A 20,942-nucleotide genomic window follows, 5' to 3' on the forward strand; every position below is an offset into this window, starting at 1 on the left:
GTGCGTTCGGCGATACATCGTCATGACTGCAGCGTGGTCCAGCTGCTATGTTCAACGATCATCCGTTTCGATGACCTTCACGTCCGCTTCCCCGCACGCCGCGGTCAGCGCGGGACCGACCAGATTGTCCGTCACCAGATAATCGATGTCGTGCAGATCGCCGGCACGCACCGGCGCGGGACGCCCGACCTTGCTCGAATCAGCTACCAGGATCACCTTGCGCGCGTGCTGGATGATCGTTCGCGTGACCTGCACTTCGTCCACCGCGAAATCCAGCAGGCTGCCGTCCGGGTCGATCGCGGAGATGCCGATCAGCGCATAATCGACCTTGAACGCGCGGATGAAGTTCATCGCGAGCGCACCGACGACCGCACGGTCGTGGCGACGGACCTGGCCGCCGACCACGACCATGTCGATTCCGTCGCGGTCGGCCAGGATATCCACGACGTTGAGGTTGTTCGAAATCACCATCAGGTCACGATGGTGGACGAGGTGGTTAGCCACCGCCTCGGTCGTGGTGCCGATGTTGATGAACAGCGACACCCCGTTGGGGATCAGCGCGGCCGCGGCCCTGCCGATCGCCGCCTTCGCCCCGGTAGCGACGGCGCGGCGGGTGACATAGTCGATATTGTCGACACCCGATGTTACGACTGCGCCACCATGGACGCGCGACAGCATCGACTTGCGCGCGAGAATGTTCAGATCCTTGCGGATCGTCTGCGGCGTGACGCCAAGCCGGTCGGCCAGTTCCTCCACCGCGACTTTCCCGGCGCTGCGTGCGAGTTCGAGAATCTGGAAGTGCCGGGCGACAATGCCGTCCGCGGTTACGTCCTGCTCGTCGCGACCGGTCGTTTCCACACATGTTCTCCGTCAGGATGCAGCCGACATCCGGTTGCTCGCACCCGACCCTAGCCGATCCGCCAGATAGGCGTCGATCCGTTCGGCGGTACCTTCGGCGACGTGCAGGCCCAGCTTGCCGCGGCGGAACAATATGTCCTCCGCGCTGGTCGCCCATTCGCGGTCGCGCAGATAGTCGATCTCCCGCGCGTACAGCCCGGCCCCGAAATCTTCGCCCAGATCAGCGGGGGTCTGCGCATCGCCGATCACGGTTTCGGTGCAGGTGCCGTAGGCGCGCGCGAGCCGGCGCAGCAACGCGGACGGCATCGCCGGATAGCGCGCCACGAGCGTGGTTACGTAGCGATCGAAATCGGCGTCCGGCATGTCGCCGCCCGGCAGGACGGCGCCCGCCGTCCACGCCTTGCCCGCTTCGGGAAAGAAGGGCGCGAGTTCGCCCATCGCATGCTCGGCAAGCTTGCGATAGGTCGTGATCTTGCCGCCGAAGATGCTTAGCATCGGCGCGCGATCGGTGCTGCCGTCCAGATCCAGCACATAATCGCGCGTCACCGCCGATGCGTTGGCGGCATGATCGTCGTACAGCGGGCGGATGCCCGAATAGGTCCAGGCGATATCGGCCTGCGCGACCGGCCGCTCGAAATAGCGCGCGACCGTCTCCAGCAGATAATCGATCTCGCCCTGGCCGATCGTCGCGCGCCCCGGTGCGCCTTCCCATGCCTCGTCGGTCGTCCCGATGAGCGTGAACCGCTCCTGATAGGGAATGGCGAAGACGATCCGCCGGTCGGGGTTCTGGAGCATGAACGCGTGGGCACCCTCGTAAAGCCGCGGCACGACGATATGGCTGCCCTTGATGAGCCGGACGCCGCGATCCCGGCGCGCGTCGGGCACGTCGCCCAGCACATCGGCCACCCATGGCCCCGCGGCATTGACGATCGCGCGCGCCGTCAGATCGCGCGTCCCGTGCGCATCTTCGATCGTGGTGATCCAGCCTGTACCCTCGCGGCGTGCCGCGGCCAGCCGGGTGTGCGTCAACACCGTCGCGCCGCGATCCGCCGCGTCGCGGGCGTTCAGCGCGACCAGCCGGCTGTCTTCCACCCAGCAATCCGAATAGACGAACGCGCGCGGCGAACCCGGCTTCAGCCCGTTGCCGACCGGATCGCGATCCAGCGAGACGGTGCGGGTCGCTGGCAGCTTCTTGCGACCGCCGAGATGGTCGTAGAGGAATAGCCCCAGCCGCACCATCCAGGCCGGACGCGGCGATTGGCCTTGCGGCAGCACGAACTCCAGGGGCCAGATGATGTGCGGGGCCATGGCCCACAACCGCTCGCGTTCAATCAGCGCCTCGCGCACAAGCCGGAACTCGTAATATTCCAGATATCGCAGTCCGCCATGGATCAGCTTGGTCGATGCCGACGAAGTATGGCTGGCGAGATCGTCCTTCTCGACCAGCGCGACGGACAGGCCGCGCCCCGCCGCATCGCGGGCGATGCCGACGCCGTTGATGCCGCCGCCGACGATCAGGAGATCGACGTCGTGCCGTGCGCGTGAACTTTGTGTGGATGCTGTCTGGTAAACCACTGATCGCCTCCTCATCGCCGGATCGACCGGCAGGGATGTCTGAAAACGAATATGCACCTGCCAATACGAACTTTCAAACGAAAGTGTTGACGTTCGATCGAAATAGCGTGACAATCCGGTCACGAGCTACGAACTCGATGTGGGAGAGAGAGCGGCATGACCCGGCAGGCAATGGCAGGCACCACGTTGAGGGGCGAATTGATCGCCGAGGCGCTGGCGATGGCGATCATCATCACGCTGGGCGATTCGGCGGCGGCGATGCTGATCCTCTACGATCCCAGTCCCTATGCCACCGCCTATTGGGGCGTCTGCATCGCCTGGGGGCTGGCGGTGACGATCGCGATCTACGTCACCGGCGCGGTATCGGGCACGCATGCCAACCCGGCGGTGACGCTGGCGTTGACGCTGTTCCGCGGCTTTCCGCGCGCCAAGGTGCTGCCCTATGTCGTTGCGCAGGTGGTGGGGGCGATGATCGGTGCGGCGCTGGTCCATCAGCTGTTCGGGCCGGTGATCGACGCCTACAACGTCACTCACGGGCTGACCCGTGCGGGCGGCGGTGCCGCCGGCGTGTTCTTCACCGCGCCCGGCGCGCACATCACGCCGCTCCACGCCTTTTGGGACGAGGTGATCCTAACCGGCATTCTGCTGCTCGGCATCTTCGCGATCACCGACGAATTCAATACCTCCGCTCCGATGGCCAACGCCAGCGCGCTCGTCATCGGACTGCTGGTCGCCTGCATCGGCGCGGCGGCCGGCTATCTGGAAGGCTGGCCGATCAATCCGGCGCGCGATTTCGGACCGCGGCTGTTCTGCTGGCTGACCGGGTGGGGCGACGCCGCGTTGCCGGGACCGGACAATTACTGGTGGGTGCCGATCGCCGGACCGCTGCTGGGCGGCGTGATCGGCGCTGGCATGTACCAGTATCTGGTGAAGCCTTATCTGCCGCCGCGCACGAGCGTCGCGGCATGACCTTCAAGGAGAGAGACATGGCCGGCCCCAAGCACATCCTGGCGATCGACCAGGGCACCACCTCCACCCGCGCGATCGTGTTCGATGCCGATGCGCAGCCGGTCGCCACCGCGCAGACCGAGTTCGCGCAGCATTATCCGCACCCCGGCTGGGTCGAGCACGATCCGGAAGACATCTGGCGCGACGCACTGGCGACCGCGCGGGACGCGATCGCGCAAAGCGGCGTCGGCGCGGCCGGCATCGCCGGGATCGGCATCACCAACCAGCGCGAGACCGTGGTGGTGTGGGACCGCGCGACCGGCGAAACGATCCACAACGCGATCGTGTGGCAGGACCGGCGGACCGCCGATCTATGTTCGCGGCTGAAGCGGGAAGGGCATGAACCGGCCGTGCGCGCGAAGACGGGACTGCTGCTCGATCCGTATTTTTCCGCGACCAAGCTGGCCTGGATCCTCGACCATGTCGACGGTGCCCGTCTGCGCGCGGAACGAGGCGAGCTGGCGTTCGGCACGATCGACAGCTTCCTGCTGTGGCGGCTGACGGGCGGCGCGGTGCACGCCACCGACGTGACCAACGCCAGCCGCACCTTGCTGTACGATATCCATGCCCAGCATTGGGATCCGGAATTATGCGCCCTGTTCGACGTGCCGATGGCGCTGCTGCCGGCGGTGCACGACAACAGCCACATCTTCGGCCACACCGCCGACGGCCTGTTCGATGCCGCGATCCCGGTGGCGGGCATCGCCGGGGATCAGCAGGCGGCGCTGTTCGGCCAGGCGTGTTTCGAAACCGGCATGGCCAAATCGACCTACGGCACCGGCTGCTTCATGCTGCTCAATACCGGCGAACAGGCGGTGGCCTCCGGAAACCGGCTGCTGACCACGCCGGCCTATCGGCTGAACGGCAGGATCACCTATGCGCTGGAGGGATCAATCTTCATCGCCGGCGGGGCGGTGAAGTGGCTGCGCGACGGCATCGGCGTCATCACCCATGCGCGCGAGACCAACGACATGGCGACGCAGGTGCCCGACAGCCACGGCGTCTTCATGGTCCCCGCGTTCGTCGGGCTAGGCGCCCCGCATTGGGATCCGGATGCGCGCGGCGCGATCTTCGGCCTGACGCTGGGGACGACCCAGGCGCATCTGGCGCGCGCGGCGCTGGAGGCGGTCGGGTATCAGACGATGGACCTGGCCGATGCGATGATCGCCGATGGCGGCGCGCCGCCCGCCATGATCCGGGTCGACGGCGGCATGGCCGCCAACGACTGGCTGTGCCAGTTCCTCGCCGACATGCTGAACGTGCCGGTCGAGCGGCCGCGGCATCTGGAGACGACGGCACTGGGCGCGGCGTTCCACGCCGGTCTGGCCACCGGCGTGTGGCCCGACCTCGATGCGCTGGCCAGGACCTGGGTGCGCGGCGATTGTTTCGAGCCCAGAATGGGTCCGGCCGCGCGTGCGACCCTGGTCGCCGGCTGGCACGCGGCGCTGGCGAAGACGTTGACCGGGCCGCGGGCATGAGCATGAATAAGCTCGTCGTCGCCAACTGGAAGATGAACGGATCGCGTGAGCTTCTCTCGGCACTGCCCCGCTTTGCCGCGGCGGCGGGGCCGGGTGTCCAAGTGGCGGTGTGTCCGCCGTTCCCGCTGATCGCGCTGGCTGTGGACCGGGGCGTCGCGGGCATCGTCGTCGGCGCGCAGGATTGCCACGCCGCACCTTGCGGGGCGCATACCGGCGCGGTCTCGGCGGCGCTGATCGCGGAGGCGGGCGCGCGGCTGGTGATCGTCGGCCATTCGGAGCGCCGCCGCCAATGCAACGAAAGCGACGCGCTGGTTGCCCGCAAGGCGGCCGCCGCCGTGGCGGCAGGGCTGGGCCCGCTGATCTGCGTCGGCGAGGAGGACGAGGGGGAGGATCCCGGCACGGTCGCGGCGCAGTTGCGCGCGTCGCTGCCCGGTGGTGCGCCGGCGGGCATCGTCGTCGCGTACGAACCCGTCTGGGCGATCGGTTCGGGGCGGACACCCGCGCCATCGCGCGTCGCATCGGTCCATGCCGCCCTGCGCGCGGCATTGATCGCGGCCTTGGGCGATGTCGCCGGGAGGGCGGTGCCGATCCTGTACGGCGGCTCGGTCGATGCGGCCAACGCCGCGGCCTTTACCCGGGAACAGGATGTCGACGGCGTGCTGGTCGGTGGCGCCAGTCTGGACCGCGAGGCATTCCAGGCCATCATCGCCGCGGTATCCGCTACCGTCACGTTCCGGTGACCCGGCATTGAATGACCACGACGACCCCTGCCACGGCGTTCCCGGTCCTTCGGCCTCATGATGACGATCATTGCGCGGGCTCGATGCGACCAGTTCACGATGGCGCAAACACTCAGAGGGGGCCGGTGAGAGGATGTTCGGAAACGTACGCTCTCATGACTGCCATCCGAGACGCTGGCCGAGTTTATTCCTTCGCTGGCCACAAGACCAGCGGTCGCATTGACCTTGGCGGGTGTGCCGCGGGCGCCTGATCGACGACGATTGATCACGCTCTCATCCGCGGGTTGCTGCCGACATGCTCGCAATGGAAGAAGAGCACGGCAGTGAGGACGGATTGTTTGCCGAACTGGCCGAAGACGGTGAGCTGCTCATTAGCGACAAGGCCGCCAGGGCAAGGCTGAAGGAAATCAAGGGCGACAAGACGGCGGCCGCCGAAGTCTTTGCCTTGAACGAATGGCTGAAGCTGGCCGCGCGCGAGATTGTGCAACCTGACGTCTGGAAATTGCCGCGGGGCATGATCACCCATTCCGGCATTCCCATTTGATATAGGCCTTATTATCGGAGGCCCATGTTTCGTCGATCTCGACGAGAACGGCGGAAACGAGGCGTAGGAGCGCCTGGTCGTTGGGGAAGACCCGGACCTTGACGGTGCGCCGCTTGAGCTCTTGTTGGACGGCGCGCTCGATGAGGTTCGAAGTGCGCAGGCGTCGGCGATGATGTTCGGGCAGCGTGAATACAGCCAGGCCTTCGGGAACGGCGTTTTCCAGCCATGTCGCGAGACTGGGGGCCGTATCGCGGTAGCCGGCAACGAGCTCATCGAGCGCGACCTGGGCCTTGGCGAGCGTGGCTGCATTCCACACGCTGCGCAGCTCGGCACCGATACGCTCGCGGATGGCGGTGTTGGGGGCATGGTGGACGGCGTTTGCGGCGAGGTGAAACTGGCAGCGCTGCCAGGTAGCGGCGCCGAGCACGGCGCGGCGAGCGGCACGCAGGCCGGCATGATCGTCGGAGACGATGAACTCGACGCCGCGCATGCCGCGTGCGACCAGGTCGTCAAGAAAACCACGCCAGTGGACCTCGGCTTCCGACAGGGCGACGCTGACCCCGAGCACCCGGCGCCGTTCGTCGGGGCCGATGCCGATAGCTGAGAGGACGGCTGCGTCGCGAACAACGCCGCCTGCGCGCATCTTCTCATACCGGGCGTCGAGGATCAGGTAGCGGATCTCACCGAGCGGGCGGTTGCGCCATGCCTCCAGCTCCTCATCCAGCAGGGCAGCGGCGCGGCTGACCTGGGATGAAGACAGGTTCTCGATGCCGAATTCGCGCAGCACCGCCTCAGCCTGCCGGGTCGAGACGCCCTTCACGTACATCTCGGCGACCGCCAGCATCACCGCGCGAACACCGCGGCAATTCCCTCGGGGCCATGTTCAATCAGCTGTTCCAGTACTGCCTCAATCGCCGTATCATGCTTGCTGTCCATTCGTTCTCTCCACGGGTGTGTTGTAACTCCATGGAATGCCGAAGATGGGCAGTTGGTGCCGGGGCATGCCCCGGCACCAACTTACCGATCACGACCCGATCGAATTTCCAGACCTCGCGTTACACAACCGAACACCCTGCACCTTGGCCATGCCGTTGAGGCCCGGCGCCGCGAAGGGCTCGATACCCCCGACCATCTTCTCGCCCATATTTCGCCGCTCGGATGGGCACACATCCTCCTCACTGGCGAGTACCTTTGGCCCAAGGACGCCGGCGCTTAGGGTGTCATTCCGCCCTCAGCCGGAACCGACCCAGAAATCGCCGAAGTCGTATTCGTACATCATGCGTTGCCGCACTCGCAGCGACAGGTCGGCAAGTGTCAGTTCCCTCAGAATTTTCCCGTCCTCGACAAGGTGGTGACGCTCACCCGTCCTTTGCGTGCCGAAACGGCGCCCATGCACCTTGAAAGCATGGAGATGATAATCTTCCCAACCAAACGCGATCTGGATTACCCGGTGCAGACCAAAAAGCGTCAGATCGCTGCGAACCAGCAAGCGTCGCCAAATCATCGGCGATATATCCCGGAGGCCGACCTTCAGACGGTAAGCGACAAGCGGAGCCGGTTTCGACATGCTCCTAAAGCTACCGGATCAGCACCGTCACCCCCAGCTTTTTTATGCCCCCCATCTGGCGGGTCTGATTTAACACGGACGAGAACCTGAGGTCTTGTCCAGTCGCGAGGTGCGCCATTGCAGTGGGACATTTGCGAATGTCGGCCTCTAGCCGCTCTTATTCACGGAGGGTGGCTTGAGGGGTTGGCGGGAGTGGCATAAGCCTCTGATCTGAATTAGGAACTGGGTGTCTAGTCCGAACCTGCCGCAGGGCAGAAAATGCCACAGGCCACACCCGCCATGAACGACGATATCGCAACCTCATTCCGATTCCCAGCGGTTGGCGGGAAGAAGACCACAGCTGCGTTTGACGGTGGCCGCCTGACCTCGGACGGCGGCGTTCTGCTGCTGGCGCAGGCCGAGCGTGCGATGGGGATTTGCCGGAGGCTTGCGGCGTGCATTGCCGATCCGCGTGACCCTGTGCGGGTGATCCATCGCCTCGATGACATCTTTCGTGCCCGCGTGTTCGCGATTGCCTGCGGCTATGAGGATGCCGATGATCTCGACGCCCTGCGCGACGATCCGGGGTTCCGCCTGGCGCTGGGCAAGTTGCCGGGATCGGGCGCGGGGTTGGCCAGCCAACCGACGATGAGCCGCTGGGAGAATGCGCCGAGCACGCGTGAGCTGGCCCGGATGATGGCCGAGATGATCGGGGTTTACTGTGCCAGCTATCCGGCCCCGCCAGCGGCGGTGACGCTGGACATTGATGATACCTGCGATGTCGTCCACGGCTATCAGCAGCTCTCGTTCTGGAATGGCCATCACGGTGAGCGCTGCTTTCTGCCGATCCACGTCTACGACACCGCGACCGGCCGTCCGGTGGCGATGCTGCTGCGCACCGGCAAGACGCCATCGGGCGCCGAAGCTGCCGGCCACATCCGGCGCCTGGTGCGTCATATCCGCCGGCACTGGCCCGATACCCACATCACCATCCGGGGCGACGGGCATTACGGCCGCCCCGAAGTCATGGCCTTCTGCGAAGCGCACCGCGTCGATTACGTGTTCGGCTTGCCGACCAATGCCGCCCTGCGTGCCGATCCGGCTATCGTTGCCCTCGCCGATGCCTGCGCGGTCAAGCGGGCCAAGGCCCAGGATCCGGTGCTGCGGAGCTATGCCGAGACCCGCTACGGTGCCAAAAGCTGGAACTGCCAGCGCCGCGTCGTCGCTCGGATCGAGGCCAGCACGCTGGGCATGGATATCCGCTATGTCGTCACCTCGCTGGCTGAGGGTTCGGCTGAGCACATCTACGATACGCTCTACTGCGCACGCGGCCAGGCCGAGAATCTGATCAAGCGCCACAAATCCCAGCTCGCCAGCGATCGCACCTCGTGCCGTTCGGCCAATGCCAATCAGATGCGCATCATCCTGCACACCGCTGCCTACTGGCTGATGTGGCGCATCCAGCAGGCTGTCCCCAAGACCACCGCGCTGGCCGCTGCCGAGTTCGCGACGCTACGCCTGCGCTTGCTCAAGGTCGCCGCCCGCGTCATCGAAACCGCATCGCGCATCCGTATCGCCTTCGCGTCAGCCTGCCCGGATGCCGGCGTGTTCAAAGCCATCACCACCAGTCTCCGGCCAGCACCGACATAGCCAGTGCGGCAGTGCCGCACAAAGCCCGAGCCCTCGTCCTTCAATCTCGAAAAGCCCATCGCTCCTGGCACGGTGAAAAACGCCGCCGCCGGCGCTCGCCCACATCACGCGGCAACCGACCCACCAAACCCAAAACACCAATGTGCAGCGGGCTCATGAATAAGACAGGCTAGCCACTCCAGTCCCGCCTTATCGAGCAAACGGAGCAGGGCATCATCGCTTTGCGGCGGTGACTTTGCGATCATGGCAAATAGTCGCTGCCCGCGGACTCGCGCCCTTGGCGGTTTGCCTACGTAGGGTGAACGGACCATCCGGGCTATCAGGCGATCTCCGCATGTCCGGCGTGCCTCGCCTAGGTCGGCATCGGTGCAGCCCCTACGGACTGCGATCGCGTAAACCGGAAAGCCGTAATCGTCTCCCAGGTAGCGGACCGCCATTGCCGGTTCGGACCGTTCGGGAAAGAAGCGGACCGGGTCGAATGCAAGTGCGCGAGTCCGTTCCTGGAAATCGTATGCCCGCGGAGCGTCCTGTGCCGCCAAGGGCGCGGCTTGGCCGAGGACGAGCGCAGCGGCGATGCAGGCAGATCGGATCATGCTCATACATCACACGGCCTGTCCGGGCTGCATAGCCAGTTTCGCTGGCGTCGCGAATGCCGCCTACCCCCAACCCAGTCAGTCCACTTAGGGTGTCATTTCGCCCTCAGCCGGAACCGACCCCAGTAAGTTTTTATTATTACAAATATATTCAGCTTTTTCTACTAAGCAGAATTGGAGCTCCTGATTATTAGCTTTATTAGTATTTTGCTTTCCCTAACCATAGCTCTGCTTGTAGATTTACTCTGGCGAGCAGAAGCGAGAGCTGGCAAAATATTGTTAACAGCCGTTACGATGGCTACACTGATCGTCGCAATTGGGTTCGCTCAGGTAGGCTCATCCGAACAAACGGACCCTTTAGTTCCTTGGATTGCCATCTTGTCAGCGACGCTCCTGTTAAAGTGGCTTCATACCATATTCCGGGAAACGGACGGAAAATGACGCAATTCCTCTGCTTGGGGGGACCCGGATACCGTCTAAGGTTATTAGGGGCCGGACCGCTTTTTCGGGATGCGCTGTCTTACGTTGAGCAGACCTACATATTCATCTAGCATCGCGATACGCCCTGCCTGCCGACACACGGTGCCGGCGATGGGGGTCAGCAAGGTTTTCAGCGCCGTTGACCCTTGAAACGCTAAACGCTCCGGTCCGTTAAGGCCGCGCTTCTCTCTGCCCGTCGCCTCGAAACAATGTTGAGCGCTTCGACCGCAGCAGAAAATGCCATCGCGGCGTAAATGTAGCCTTGTCAGCGATTGAGGCCGGGTTAGGAGTATCAGTTCTGCCGATCAGCACGACGGGGGCACATGCCGTTCGCACCAGCCCCATCTTCGCTGCAGAAGCACCACTAGTACTGTCTGTCTATGCGTGGGAAGCTGGAGGAGCGACGGGCGAACTGGTTGCCGCGATGACCGATGTCATATCCGAGCGAGACTGTTGAAAAACGCGTGCTTGCGACGGCGATGGAGGCGTGATTCACTCTTGGCAGACGGCAAGGGATCACGGACATGATGGGACGGCAGGTGGCACAGGGCGCGCTGTTCTACGGCTTCCGGCTTGATGAGCATGTGCCGGTTGACCACCTGCTCCGACGCATCGACGGCGTGTTGGACTTCGGCTTCGTGCGCGAGGCACTGGCGTCGAGCTACAGCGCGAGTGGGCGACCCTCGATCGACCCGGAGCTGATGCTCAGGATGCTGCTGGTTGGCTATCTGTTCGGCATCCGCTCGGAACGGCGTTTGTGCGAGGAGGTGCACCTCAACCTCGCCTATCGTTGGTTCTGCCGGCTTGATCTGGCCGACCGGGTGCCCGACCACTCCACCTTCTCCAAGAACCGGCACGGCCGCTTCCGCACCTGCGACCTGCATCGCCTGCTGTTCGAGCAGGTGGTCGCACGATGCGCCGTGGCCGGGCTAGTGGCGGGGCGCGACGTGGCGGTGGACGGCAGCACGATCATGGCCGACGCCAGCCGCGAGAAGAAGCTGAAGGGGGCCGACGCCGCAGACGAGCTTCGTGGCAGGGAAAGCATATCGCGACCCGTCGCCGAATACCTGGCGGCGCTCGATGCCGCGTTGCCGCCGGGCCCCGACGAACCGGCGCCCGTCGATCCGACCAGCATATCGCCGACCGACCCGCAGGCGGCGCTCACCTGCAAGCACGGACCGGCGCGATACGCATACGCCATCAACCCCCTGCTTGACCTCGACACCGACTGCATCCTCGACGTGGAGGCCACGCCCGCCCGCTTCGCAGCCGAGGTGGCGGCGACCCGGACGCTGGTGTCACGCGCCGGCATCAGGCTGGGCATCGAACCCGCCAGTCTCTCGGCCGACAAGGCGTATGGTAGCGGTCCGCTGCTCCGCTGGCTGATCGACCGGAACATCACGCCATACATCCCGGTCATCGACCGGACCCGCCAGCGGGACGCCTTCTTCACCCGGGATGCCTTCCGCTACGACCGGGAAGCGGATGCCTACCGCTGTCCGGCGGACAAGCTGCTCGGCTATTGCGGCACCAACCGGACCAAGCAGGTGCGCGTCTACCGAAGCCGGCCGGCCGATTGCGCCGCCTGCGAGCTGAAGCCGCAATGCACCATCGGTCCGAAGCGGGGTGTCACCCGGCTCGTCAGCGAGGAAGCCCGCGATACCGTGCGCGCCCTTGCCGGCACCAAGGCCTATGTGCACGCACGGCGTCGAAGACAGCGGATCGAGCGCGTGTTCGGCCATCTGAAACGCAACCTGGGGCTACGAACGCTCAAGCTGCGGGGCCTGTCAGGAGCCGCCGAGGAGTTCACCATGGCTGCCGCGGCATACAACCTTCAGTTGCTCGCCCGGCAGGCCGCGGCGGCCTGATACGCGGCGTATCCCCGGTGGCCGGCGTCACCAGCCATCCGCCACGCCGATTTCGCGCAAGCCTTTTTCAACGGTCTCGAGCGCTAACGAGAGCTAAGCCTCAAGCCAGGCATGCTCTCAAAAACCGAGCGTATATCTGGGTCCGTTCTATGTACCGACCCCTTTATTGCAGTTCCAGGCGATCATCATTGCGAGCCGCTACATCTATCGATCCGTTCAGAAGCCGTTAACCATTCCAGTCGGTCCAGGTTCCCGTATTCGTTAGCGGTTGAGGTTGAAGGGCATAAAGATTGACCATGGCCTTAGATCGACGACAGATGCTGCAACTCGGGACCCTGATTGCCGGTGGATGGGCCGTCAGCTCAGTCCTGAAACGAACTGCACCGATCGGCCGGGATGTCGCTAATCCCGAGGCACTGGCGGCTATCTTCGACGACCGAAGATCTCCTGCGAGTGGCCCGCCTACAGCGTCGCTCCGTTTGGCGGCCTTTACCGACTATCGATGCCCTGCGTGCAGGCGTGCATTCCCGGCCATGGAGGAAGCGATCCTGAGCGACGGAGATGTCCGCGTCATCTACAAGGACTGGCCAATTTTCGGACCGCCCTCGGAGCGCGCTGCGCAAGTTGCGCTCGCAAGTGCCGAGCAGGGTATTTACCCGGCGGTTCACAAGCAGCTCATGATCGACAGCAGAACCATCAGCGACAGCGTTTTGCAAGATATCGTCGAAAAAGCAGGCGGTAATTGGAAGCGTATGAGTGCTTACCTAGTATCACACGACCAGCAGATCATGGCGCAGCTGCGTGCCAATGGGGCGCAGGCTCTCACCCTCGGGCTGGCGGGGACACCGGGCTACCTTGCCGGATCGGTGCTGGTAGTGGGCGCTATCGACAAAGCTGATTTCCTTAGGCTGTTCGCGCGCGCACGCAGTTCGAGGAAATGATATTGGACTGCACACCTACCGATCTGGTTTTTGTTAAATTGCCATGCTCATTATGTCTTTGTACGCTGAGAGAACCTTATTGCGCACTTGCAGCGTCGCCTCAAACCCGATTGAAGCCGCTTGCCGGGCAAGCATAACCTTTGCGATATCGGTGGTTTCGCCCCGTTCATAGGCGACCGTCAACGCCCCGGCCTTTGCACCTGTTTCGTTTACTTTTAGCACCTGTTCTACAATTGTCGATGCGAAGCTGCTATTCGCTCCAGTAGCCGAGCCAACTGAGCCAGGGCCTTCAACTTTTTGCAGCACTTGGCTCATGGCCGCATCAAACGTAGGCCTTGCAATCCCGCCAGCGCTTGCCGGCGACGCCGCACTGCTGTTGACGACATTTCGGAGGGCGGAATTCCGGTCGAGAACCGCACTTCGCAAGGCCATGACATCACTGACCGAAATATTGCTCACAACAATCTCCCAAGCGAAACGGTAGCTGGGAAGCGTTACGAGATGGTTAAAAAACCTTAGGACAGATTGCCGATGTTTTAAGGGGACCGGCGCAGCCGCGTTGCTCGGGGCGAAGAGGCTTGCCGGTCTGCTCGTGTGCGCCTCTGGAACGTGCACCGCCGAAGAACCCTGAGGGGTAAGCTTCGCCGTCGCGTAAAATAAGATGCGGCCTGTCATGTTCAGACAACCTTGGGGTCGGCCCGCGGTTGGGGATCACGAGATGGCCTGTGTTGCAACGCATCGCGCCGAACGAACGGCGGAAGAGCGATCACGGTCCTTTCATATCCTCAACGTTCTACGCGGTCTCGCCGCTATGAGCGTCATCACCTTGCATTATCCGCAAGCCTTTGCGCCTTTCGTAGCGAGCGGAGCATACCTTGCCGTTGACCTGTTTTTTGTCATGAGCGGCTTCGTGCTCGCCCGCGCTTACGATGTAAGGCTTCAAGACGGAATGGGTGGCAGAGCGTTCATCGTCACTCGGCTGATACGCCTTTACCCATTCTATATCCTGGCCCTGGCGCTGGGCACCGTTGAATTAGCATACTATTATCGAAACGATCATCTCGCAGCAGAGATAATACTGTCCAGCGTCTTCAACTTCGTGATGTTGCCATCGCCGCCTGTGGGCATCCCCTACCAACCGCTGTTTCCTGCCAACTTCGTAGCTTGGACTCTTTCATTCGAGCTGTTCGCGAACGCTGCTTACGGCTTTGGTTTTGGGGTTCTAACTCACAAACGACTGGGAGTGATCGTTGGTATATCGGGTTTGATGCTTTTGGCATTGGCGCTCGTTCGCGGCAATCTCAATGGAGGAGCATATTGGCCTGATGCTCATCTTGCCGCAATCAGGGTCACCTTTTCATTCTTTGTCGGAGTTTTGATTCATCGCGCGCGGGAGACAGGAAAACTAGCACCGCTATTTTCCGTGAAATTACCCCAAATCATCATCATCGCAATCACGGTCGGTGCCCTTGGTTCACCCATATCACCTGTTTTGCGGGGGTTATTCGATGCGGCCTGCGTGCTGCTCGTCTTTCCACTGATTGTAGCCGCTTCGATTGGACGCAACCCTGTACCAAGCCGAGGAATGTGCGCTTTCCTCGGGGAAATTTCTTATCCCATCTATGTCTTGCAAATCCCCGTCTTCACGATTGGGGTAATGGGCCTGCCCAAACTTCTACCAGGTCTGCCGCAATTACCCGCTCCCTGGTCCGGGATTCTCCTGCTGGCTGCACTCTGCACCGCGTCCTGGTTCATGGCCACGCGCATCGATATCCCGCTGAGGCGCCGGTTGAACGCTGCGGTACTGCGGCATCTCCAACCTGGGTAGAGGCTTAACCCCACTATTCATGAGGCCACCGCTCTGGGTTCGTCCGAGCATGATTTGTCGGTCGCCGGGTGATCAGGGCAAGCGCCTCCGGCGGCGTTTTTTCACCGCGTCAGGATCAATGGGCTTTTCGAGGTTGAAGGACGAGGGCTTGGGCTTTCGGCGGCACTGCCGGGCTAGTTATGTGGGTGCCGGCCGGAGGCCGGTGGCAATGGCTCTGAACAGGCTGGCATCGGGGCAGGCTGACGCGAAGGCGACGCGGATGCGCGTAGCGGTTTCGATGACGCGGGCGGCGACCTTGAGCAATCGCAGGCGCAGCGTTGCGAACTCGGCAACGGCGAGCGGGGCAGCCTTCGGGATTTCCTGCTGGATGCGCCACACGAGCCAGTAGGCGGCGGTGTGCAGGATGATGCGCATCTGGTTGGCGTTGGCAGATCGGCACGAGGTACGATCGCTGGCGAGCTGGGTCTTGTGGCGCTTGATCAGGTTCTCGGCGTTGCCGCGAGCGCAGTAGAGGGTGTCGTAGATTTGCTCAGCCGAGCCTTCGGCCAGCGAGGTGACGACATAGCGGATATCCATGCCCAGCGTGCTGGCCTCGATCCGGGCGACGACGCGGCGCTGGCACTTCCAGCTCTTCGCGCCGTAGCGGGTCTCGGCATAGTTGCGCAGGACCGGGTATTGGCGCTGAGCCCGCTTAACCGCGCAGGCATCAGCGGCAGCGACGATTTCGGGATCAGCACGCAGCGCGGCGTTGGTTGGCAGGCCGAACACGTAATCGACGCCGGCCGGCTCGCAAAAGGCCATGACCTCGGGTCGGCCATAGTGCCCGTCGCCGCGGATGGTGATGTGCGTTTCGGGCCAGTGCCGGCGCAGATGGCGCACCAGGCGCCGGATGTGGCCGGCAGCTTCGGCGCCCGACGGTGTCTTGCCGGTGCGCAGTAGCATCGCCACCGGTCGGCCGGTGGCAGTGTCGTAGACATGGATCGGCAGGAAGCAGCGCTCGCCATGATGCCCGTTCCAGAAGGAGAGCTGCTGATAGCCATGAACAACATCACAGGTGTCATCGATATCCAGCGTCACCGCCGCCGGCGCGGCAGGGTAACTGGCGCAGTAGATGTCGATCATCGCGGACATCATCCTGGCCAACTCGCGTGTGGTCGGCGCATTTTCCCACCGGCTCATCGTTGGTTGGCTGGCCAGCCCCGCGCCCGATCCCGGCAGCTTGCCCAGCGCCAGGCGGAAGCCCGGATCGTCACGCAGAGCGTCGAGATCATCGGCGTCCTCGTAGCCGCACGCGATCGCGAACACGCGGGCACGCAGTATGTCATCAAGGCGATGGATCACCCGCGCAGGATCGCGCGGATCGGCAATGCAAGCCGCAAGCCGCCGGCAAAGCCCCATCGCGCGCTCGGCCTGTGCCAGCAGCAGAACACCGCCATCCGAGGTGAGCCGACCTCCGTCGAACGCGGCTGTGATCTTCTTGCGCCCGATCGCTGGAAACGAAAATCCCGGCGCGCTATCATCGCTCCCGGCGGGTGTGGTCCGTGGCATAAATTGCCTCGCTGCAGGAATGGCCTAGACACCCATTTTCCTACATCAAAGCAATCGCTTAAACCACTCCCGCCAACCCTTCTGACCGAACCCGATGAATAAGCCGGGCTAGGCTTCTGCAAGAAACGGCACGAACGCAAGCCACTGCGCTGATCCCTTATGTGGACAAGCGTTCATGTCCACATGCAAACATATCGACTGATCCGCCTTTGTCACTTTCTGGTCGATAGCTACGGACTCGACTACAGGTGAAGTCCAAGAAAGGATGCGCCGGGAACCGGGTTGAAGGAAATCGGCTCCGCCGCGACGAAACCAAGAGTCTCATACAGCTTGCGCGCGGGGACGAACTTCGCTTGCACATCGAGCCTCATTTCGCTGTAGCCCACAGTGCGAGCTTCCTCGATCAGACGTTCAGCGAGCGCGCGACCAAGATGCCGTCCCTGAGCCTGGGGACGAACATATAGTCGTTTCATCTCGCATATCTCGTGTGTGACTTGGCGCATCGCTACGCAGCCTTCGATTTCCCCCTCCCGGTCCGCAAGCAGCACGCATCCTTTGGGCGCCGCATACTTCCCAGGCAAGTTTGCAAACTCAGCGTCATTATTCTGATAGTCGAGATTGACCGGCGAATTAGCGATGAACTCACGCCAGATGCCCAGCACCGAAGCTGTGTCACGAGGAAAGATCGCGTGCCTAATAACTACCATAGCGTGATTGCTTCGCCGAAAATCGTGGCGGCAATAGGACAGTGTCGTGGCGTTAACTGCCATGTTTGCATGTGAACATGACGACATTGAGTTTAACTTCGGCCCAGGCTCCTTCCGATCAACCAAAGCTGGAAAACATGGGCCGCCACGAACGCGCCTCCAATAAAGATCGGGGACGGTAACAGCATCCCCTCCTGCCCTGGCCTCGGCGTTAGGGTCATCGCGGTAACATTGAACAGCCCCAGCACACAGATCGCAAGGAAGGGCGTGAAGCTGAGAGCTAGAACGCGAGGTGCGGACCAATTCACCAAATTGGAAAGCGGCTCTGATCGTGATTGTGTTGAAAAAGTCGGTGCTGAGGTGCGTCCCGCCGATTTTCGGTAACAATGATGCAGACGGCCCGCGCCCTGCGAATCATTGATGCGCCTGCCACTGCGCCTGAATTCGAATATTACCCAAGGAAATGCCTCTGAGAGTTTTTCAACACAATCATCGTGAAAGCCGCCATTGCATCGGCAGTTTCCTTTCCTGCCGGAAACGGGCGTTTGCCCGGATGGACAATCCGATCATCACCAGTGCGAAGATGGCGTCACCTCAAGGTTTGTGCGCCAGACAACGATTTGGCAGACATAATGCGAACATCGGCTAATTAGCGAGCTTGAGGCGCGACATGGGATCGTTGAGCTGGCGGAATTCACCGCCAGGCGGACGCTCCGCCTGCCCTCAAAGGCAGCCGCCGGGCAGGCTACGCCGCGGGGTACGATGCTACTGACATGGCCAAGCCTTCGCTAACGAGCGTTCAGCTCCGGCCACCATATGAACACTCATAAAATAGCTATTCTGCTCCGCCCAGCGTAAATATGCCGCGCGCAGCGCCGATCGGTCATAGCGTGGAGCGCGGCATTCCGCTTTTCGCGCGACGATCATCATGTCGAGCACGCCTTGGAGGTAAGCGCCGCATCGCGGCTCATTCGCTTGACAGCTTACGAACAACGCCGAGCCCGTCGCCGACGCGGGTTCGGTTTGGCCGATCGCACTATCAGGCAGGGCGGCCAAAGCGGCGCATAACAATATCCATCGCCTTGGCCGCATTTTCGTCTCCTATTCCGCAGTATCATTTCGGAAGGGGCGCACGGCCCTCGACGGCCGGCGCCCCGTGCTGATCCATCATTCGCGGCCGAGCACCTGGCCTTCGGGCGTGACGAACAGTTCGATCGTCTTTCCGTCGCTGTTCTTGCCCTTGATTTCATAGAGCGTGCTTCCGTCCGCCTTTCGGGTGACTTGCTCCGCTTTGCTTATTGACGCGAGTTGCGCGCGTGCCGCGTTCATCGCGGCCTCGGGCACCTGAGCAAGCGGGATGTCTCGTTCGCTGTGCTTGCCGATTATCCGGTTTTCGTTCGCCTCGTGGTTTTGCGCGATCGCCACGCCCGCGATCGCCAGCGCGGCCGCGCCCACGCCTGCGACAACAGTGAGAGTTCGTTTGCTAGCCATGTTCCATTCCACTTCCTGCATAAGGGCCGTGGGGTCGGGCGGGCGGCGGTTACGGCCCAATGAGCCGTCGTCCGAGTTCAACTCCTCTGATTGTTCATCCTGTCGAGCGCCGCGCGCAGCCCACGGGCGAGCTTGGCTGCGTCGTCGTTGGCCCAGAAGTGCATGAAGAACAGCCGCGGCTCGTCGTTTAGCATATGATTATGCAGCGCCGTGACCTCGATCCCGTTCGTCCGCAGCACGCGCAGGACCGGATCGACCTCGTTTGCGACAAGTACGAAATCGCCGGTGATGGCGGCTCGGCCGTCCCCGGTTGGCTGAAAGTTGATCGCGGTCGCCGTGCCCATCGTCGGCGGAGTCTCCATATCGCCGTCCATCAGCCGCTCGGCGCGCGGAAAGCTGTATTGGAGGATGCCACCGGCCGTCTTGCCCTCACCGCCCATCAACCGGTTGAGCGCGGCCACATCGAGGTCGAGCCGCGATGCGGCTGCGCTGGCCGAAGGCGATTGCGGCGCGGCGAGCGGGGTCCGACTGGCTGATAGCGCTTGCCGGAGCGCGGCCGCGAGCTTCACCGGGTCGCCGTGGCCGGCAATGTGCATGTACATGGTCGCAGGCGAAGAGCGGAGCAGGTGATTGTGGAGCGCGGTGATCGTAAAACCGCTTGCGAGCAGGCGGCTCAAAACGGGGTTCACCTCGTCGTGAGTCAGCACGAGATCGCCCATCACCATCGCCTCGTCGCCCATCGGCTGAAACGCCGCCCAAGAGCCGAGCGCGAGGGAGGGCTTGATCGTCACCCCATCCAGCGTGACGCTCAGGTCCGAACGCGGGAAGCTGTAGCGGTGAACGCCCCCCGGCTGTTCGGCCCCCGCTCGTCCTATCGCCCGGTCGACAGCCGACCAGTCCGGCGCTGCCCATGCCGGGCTTGCCAGCAGGAGGCTGGCGAATCCCAAGGCGATGGTCTTTTTCAGCATAATTGATCCTTCATCAGCGCACTCGACACGGAAAGCCTCACGTCATGCGAGCGCGCCGCCGGCGAGCCGCGACATTGCGCTCCGGTTTCTTTCTTCGGGATAAGCAGTCCTATGCTCATGAGGCTTGTGATGCAACCCTTACACTTGTAGGCTAGTGACGATACAACTATGACAAACACACAAGCTTCCCCTTGGTTGCTCCTGATCCCGCAGCTTCCGGCTAAGCCTGCCTATTTGCGGGTGAAGGTCTGGCGGCGTTTGCAGGCGATCGGGGCCGCGCCGCTCAAGAACGCCGTCCATGCGCTCCCCAATCGCGAGGACACGCGCGCGCTGTTCGAAGAACTGCATCGCGAGATCACCGAAAATGGCGGCGAGGCGCTGATCCTCGAAGCGCGCCTTGTCGGCGGCATGGGCGATGCGGAGCTGCGCGGAGTGTTCGACGCTGCGCGTGACGCCGACTATGAGGAGTTGGCACGCGAGGCGCGCGCGCTGTGTGAGGGCGAGTATGTCGCGGCGGCGGATGTGGGCCGCCTGCGCAAACGCCTGAACGAGGTCGCCGCGATCGACTTTTTCGGTGCGCATGGTCGGCAGGCGGCACAGGCCGCCATCACCGAGGCGGACCGCCGCTCTCACCAACATCCCGATGTGAGCGGCCCCGGTGCGCCCGAGCTGACCCCGGCGGAGCTAAAGCGCCGCGTTTGGGTGACGCGCCGCCATGTCCATGTCGATCGCATCGCGTCCGCCTGGCTCATTCGCCGCTTCATCGACCCCGAGGCGAGCTTCAAGTTCGTCGAGGGCAAAGGATATGTGCCGGAGCCTGACGAACTGAGGTTCGACATGGCGGACGCTGAGTTCACCCACGAAGGCGACCGCTGCTCCTTCGAGACCTTGGTGTTCCTCACCGGTCTCGAGACCGACCCCGCGCTGCGGGCGCTCGGCGAAATTGTTCACGACCTTGATATTGCCGATGCTCGGTTCGAGCGCCCGGAAACTCCGGGAGTGAGCGCGCTTATCGCCGGCATCTGTGCCGGCACCGACGACGACGAGGAGCGGATCGCGCGCGGATCGACCGCGCTCGACGGATTCTATGCTCACTTCACCCGGCGAAAAGAGGACTAA

19 protein-coding genes and 1 pseudogene are annotated in these 20,942 nt (G+C 63.0%); 10 read left to right on the top strand and 10 right to left on the bottom strand.

The window, feature by feature from the left end:
* Window positions 1–51 precede the first annotated feature (51 nt).
* A complete protein-coding gene (locus LUA85_RS21170; protein ID WP_076711787.1) occupies window positions 52–813 on the bottom strand; it encodes a DeoR/GlpR family DNA-binding transcription regulator in 762 nt (253 codons plus the stop codon).
* A gap of 57 nt (window positions 814–870) precedes the next feature.
* On the bottom strand, window positions 871–2,448 hold the full coding sequence (locus tag LUA85_RS21175) for a glycerol-3-phosphate dehydrogenase (RefSeq protein ID WP_083748312.1): 1,578 nt from the start codon (window positions 2,446–2,448) through the stop codon (window positions 871–873).
* 141 nt (window positions 2,449–2,589) lie between these two features.
* On the opposite strand from LUA85_RS21175, the gene LUA85_RS21180 reads away from it, so the two are divergent.
* The 4 genes from LUA85_RS21180 (at window position 2,590) to LUA85_RS21195 (ending at window position 6,203) form a co-directional block, all read left to right on the top strand.
* Window positions 2,590–3,402 carry an MIP/aquaporin family protein gene (locus LUA85_RS21180; RefSeq protein ID WP_076711783.1) on the top strand — a complete coding sequence of 271 codons (813 nt, stop codon included), beginning with the start codon at window positions 2,590–2,592 and terminating at the stop codon, window positions 3,400–3,402.
* A 17-nt stretch (window positions 3,403–3,419) separates the two neighbouring features.
* The gene (glpK, locus tag LUA85_RS21185; protein WP_183952008.1) at window positions 3,420–4,919 is read left to right on the top strand and encodes a glycerol kinase GlpK; all 1,500 of its coding nucleotides are present in this window, start codon (window positions 3,420–3,422) and stop codon (window positions 4,917–4,919) included.
* Window positions 4,916–5,659, top strand: coding sequence for a triose-phosphate isomerase (gene tpiA, locus LUA85_RS21190; protein WP_076711785.1), 744 nt, complete (start codon window positions 4,916–4,918; stop codon window positions 5,657–5,659). The genes glpK and tpiA overlap by 4 nt, the downstream gene beginning before the upstream one ends.
* A 334-nt stretch (window positions 5,660–5,993) precedes the next feature.
* Window positions 5,994–6,203, top strand: coding sequence for a hypothetical protein (locus tag LUA85_RS21195; RefSeq protein WP_231472256.1), 210 nt, complete (start codon window positions 5,994–5,996; stop codon window positions 6,201–6,203).
* Here the strand turns inward: LUA85_RS21195 and LUA85_RS21200 are convergent.
* Window positions 6,178–7,047 (bottom strand): IS256 family transposase, encoded by an 870-nt coding sequence (locus LUA85_RS21200; protein ID WP_231472267.1) that lies wholly within the window; start codon window positions 7,045–7,047, stop codon window positions 6,178–6,180. The genes LUA85_RS21195 and LUA85_RS21200 overlap by 26 nt on opposite strands.
* Window positions 7,048–7,269: 222 nt before the next feature.
* Between LUA85_RS21200 and LUA85_RS21205 the strand changes: the two are divergent.
* A pseudogene (locus LUA85_RS21205) lies at window positions 7,270–7,419 on the top strand (Tn3 family transposase); the annotation flags it as partial.
* Window positions 7,420–7,434: 15 nt separating this feature from the next.
* Here the strand turns inward: LUA85_RS21205 and LUA85_RS21210 are convergent.
* On the bottom strand, window positions 7,435–7,770 hold the full coding sequence (locus tag LUA85_RS21210; RefSeq protein ID WP_256448298.1) for a plasmid pRiA4b ORF-3 family protein: 336 nt from the start codon (window positions 7,768–7,770) through the stop codon (window positions 7,435–7,437).
* 279 nt (window positions 7,771–8,049) lie between these two features.
* Between LUA85_RS21210 and LUA85_RS21215 the strand changes: the two genes are divergently transcribed.
* The 3 genes from LUA85_RS21215 (at window position 8,050) to LUA85_RS21225 (ending at window position 13,281) form a co-directional block, all read left to right on the top strand.
* The gene (locus LUA85_RS21215; protein ID WP_371823702.1) at window positions 8,050–9,399 is read left to right on the top strand and encodes an IS1380 family transposase; all 1,350 of its coding nucleotides are present in this window, start codon (window positions 8,050–8,052) and stop codon (window positions 9,397–9,399) included.
* A 1,597-nt stretch (window positions 9,400–10,996) separates the two neighbouring features.
* Window positions 10,997–12,340: an IS1182 family transposase gene (locus tag LUA85_RS21220; RefSeq protein ID WP_016510730.1), complete on the top strand. Its 1,344-nt coding sequence runs from the start codon at window positions 10,997–10,999 to the stop codon at window positions 12,338–12,340.
* Between the two features lie 317 nt (window positions 12,341–12,657).
* The gene (locus LUA85_RS21225; RefSeq protein ID WP_231472259.1) at window positions 12,658–13,281 is read left to right on the top strand and encodes a DsbA family protein; all 624 of its coding nucleotides are present in this window, start codon (window positions 12,658–12,660) and stop codon (window positions 13,279–13,281) included.
* Window positions 13,282–13,314: 33 nt separating this feature from the next.
* On the opposite strand, the gene LUA85_RS21230 is transcribed toward LUA85_RS21225, so the two are convergent.
* Window positions 13,315–13,740: a flagellar hook-basal body complex protein FliE gene (locus tag LUA85_RS21230; RefSeq protein ID WP_035386739.1), complete on the bottom strand. Its 426-nt coding sequence runs from the start codon at window positions 13,738–13,740 to the stop codon at window positions 13,315–13,317.
* A gap of 259 nt (window positions 13,741–13,999) precedes the next feature.
* Here LUA85_RS21230 and LUA85_RS21235 point away from each other — a divergent pair, with 259 nt between their 5' ends.
* Entirely contained in the window at window positions 14,000–15,109 is a 1,110-nt protein-coding gene (locus LUA85_RS21235; protein WP_198010941.1) for an acyltransferase, read from the top strand.
* A 177-nt stretch (window positions 15,110–15,286) separates the two neighbouring features.
* Here LUA85_RS21235 and LUA85_RS21240 read toward each other — a convergent pair whose 3' ends face one another.
* The 5 genes from LUA85_RS21240 to LUA85_RS21255 form a co-directional block, all read right to left on the bottom strand.
* A complete protein-coding gene (locus tag LUA85_RS21240) occupies window positions 15,287–16,657 on the bottom strand; it encodes an IS1380 family transposase (RefSeq protein WP_066650452.1) in 1,371 nt (456 codons plus the stop codon).
* A 242-nt stretch (window positions 16,658–16,899) separates the two neighbouring features.
* Window positions 16,900–17,319: a GNAT family N-acetyltransferase gene (locus tag LUA85_RS21245; protein ID WP_231472260.1), complete on the bottom strand. Its 420-nt coding sequence runs from the start codon at window positions 17,317–17,319 to the stop codon at window positions 16,900–16,902.
* 810 nt (window positions 17,320–18,129) lie between these two features.
* A complete protein-coding gene (locus LUA85_RS21780) occupies window positions 18,130–18,456 on the bottom strand; it encodes a Rap1a/Tai family immunity protein (RefSeq protein WP_223178489.1) in 327 nt (108 codons plus the stop codon).
* Between the two features lie 75 nt (window positions 18,457–18,531).
* Window positions 18,532–18,936, bottom strand: a complete 405-nt coding sequence (locus tag LUA85_RS21250; RefSeq protein ID WP_228165648.1) for a PepSY domain-containing protein — start codon at window positions 18,934–18,936, stop codon at window positions 18,532–18,534.
* On the bottom strand, window positions 18,933–19,823 hold the full coding sequence (locus LUA85_RS21255) for a DUF1259 domain-containing protein (protein WP_008603797.1): 891 nt from the start codon (window positions 19,821–19,823) through the stop codon (window positions 18,933–18,935). The genes LUA85_RS21250 and LUA85_RS21255 overlap by 4 nt, the downstream gene beginning before the upstream one ends.
* A gap of 195 nt (window positions 19,824–20,018) precedes the next feature.
* On the opposite strand from LUA85_RS21255, the gene LUA85_RS21260 reads away from it, so the two are divergent.
* Window positions 20,019–20,942 (top strand): chromate resistance protein ChrB domain-containing protein, encoded by a 924-nt coding sequence (locus LUA85_RS21260; RefSeq protein WP_008603798.1) that lies wholly within the window; start codon window positions 20,019–20,021, stop codon window positions 20,940–20,942.

This window comes from Novosphingobium sp. CECT 9465, from assembly GCF_920987055.1.
Classification (GTDB): Bacteria; Pseudomonadota; Alphaproteobacteria; order Sphingomonadales; family Sphingomonadaceae; genus Novosphingobium.

Coding starts and splice junctions, on each gene's coding strand:
- LUA85_RS21175 (WP_083748312.1), bottom strand. CDS start 2,448: ATGAGGAGGCGATCAGTGGTTTACCAGACAGCATCCACACAAAGTTCA.
- LUA85_RS21180 (WP_076711783.1), top strand. CDS start 2,590: ATGACCCGGCAGGCAATGGCAGGCACCACGTTGAGGGGCGAATTGATC.
- glpK (WP_183952008.1), top strand. CDS start 3,420: ATGGCCGGCCCCAAGCACATCCTGGCGATCGACCAGGGCACCACCTCC.
- tpiA (WP_076711785.1), top strand. CDS start 4,916: ATGAGCATGAATAAGCTCGTCGTCGCCAACTGGAAGATGAACGGATCG.
- LUA85_RS21200 (WP_231472267.1), bottom strand. CDS start 7,047: ATGCTGGCGGTCGCCGAGATGTACGTGAAGGGCGTCTCGACCCGGCAG.
- LUA85_RS21210 (WP_256448298.1), bottom strand. CDS start 7,770: ATGTCGAAACCGGCTCCGCTTGTCGCTTACCGTCTGAAGGTCGGCCTC.
- LUA85_RS21215 (WP_371823702.1), top strand. CDS start 8,050: ATGAACGACGATATCGCAACCTCATTCCGATTCCCAGCGGTTGGCGGG.
- LUA85_RS21220 (WP_016510730.1), top strand. CDS start 10,997: ATGATGGGACGGCAGGTGGCACAGGGCGCGCTGTTCTACGGCTTCCGG.
- LUA85_RS21225 (WP_231472259.1), top strand. CDS start 12,658: ATGCTGCAACTCGGGACCCTGATTGCCGGTGGATGGGCCGTCAGCTCA.
- LUA85_RS21235 (WP_198010941.1), top strand. CDS start 14,000: ATGGCCTGTGTTGCAACGCATCGCGCCGAACGAACGGCGGAAGAGCGA.
- LUA85_RS21240 (WP_066650452.1), bottom strand. CDS start 16,657: ATGCCACGGACCACACCCGCCGGGAGCGATGATAGCGCGCCGGGATTT.
- LUA85_RS21780 (WP_223178489.1), bottom strand. CDS start 18,456: ATGCGGCCAAGGCGATGGATATTGTTATGCGCCGCTTTGGCCGCCCTG.
- LUA85_RS21255 (WP_008603797.1), bottom strand. CDS start 19,823: ATGCTGAAAAAGACCATCGCCTTGGGATTCGCCAGCCTCCTGCTGGCA.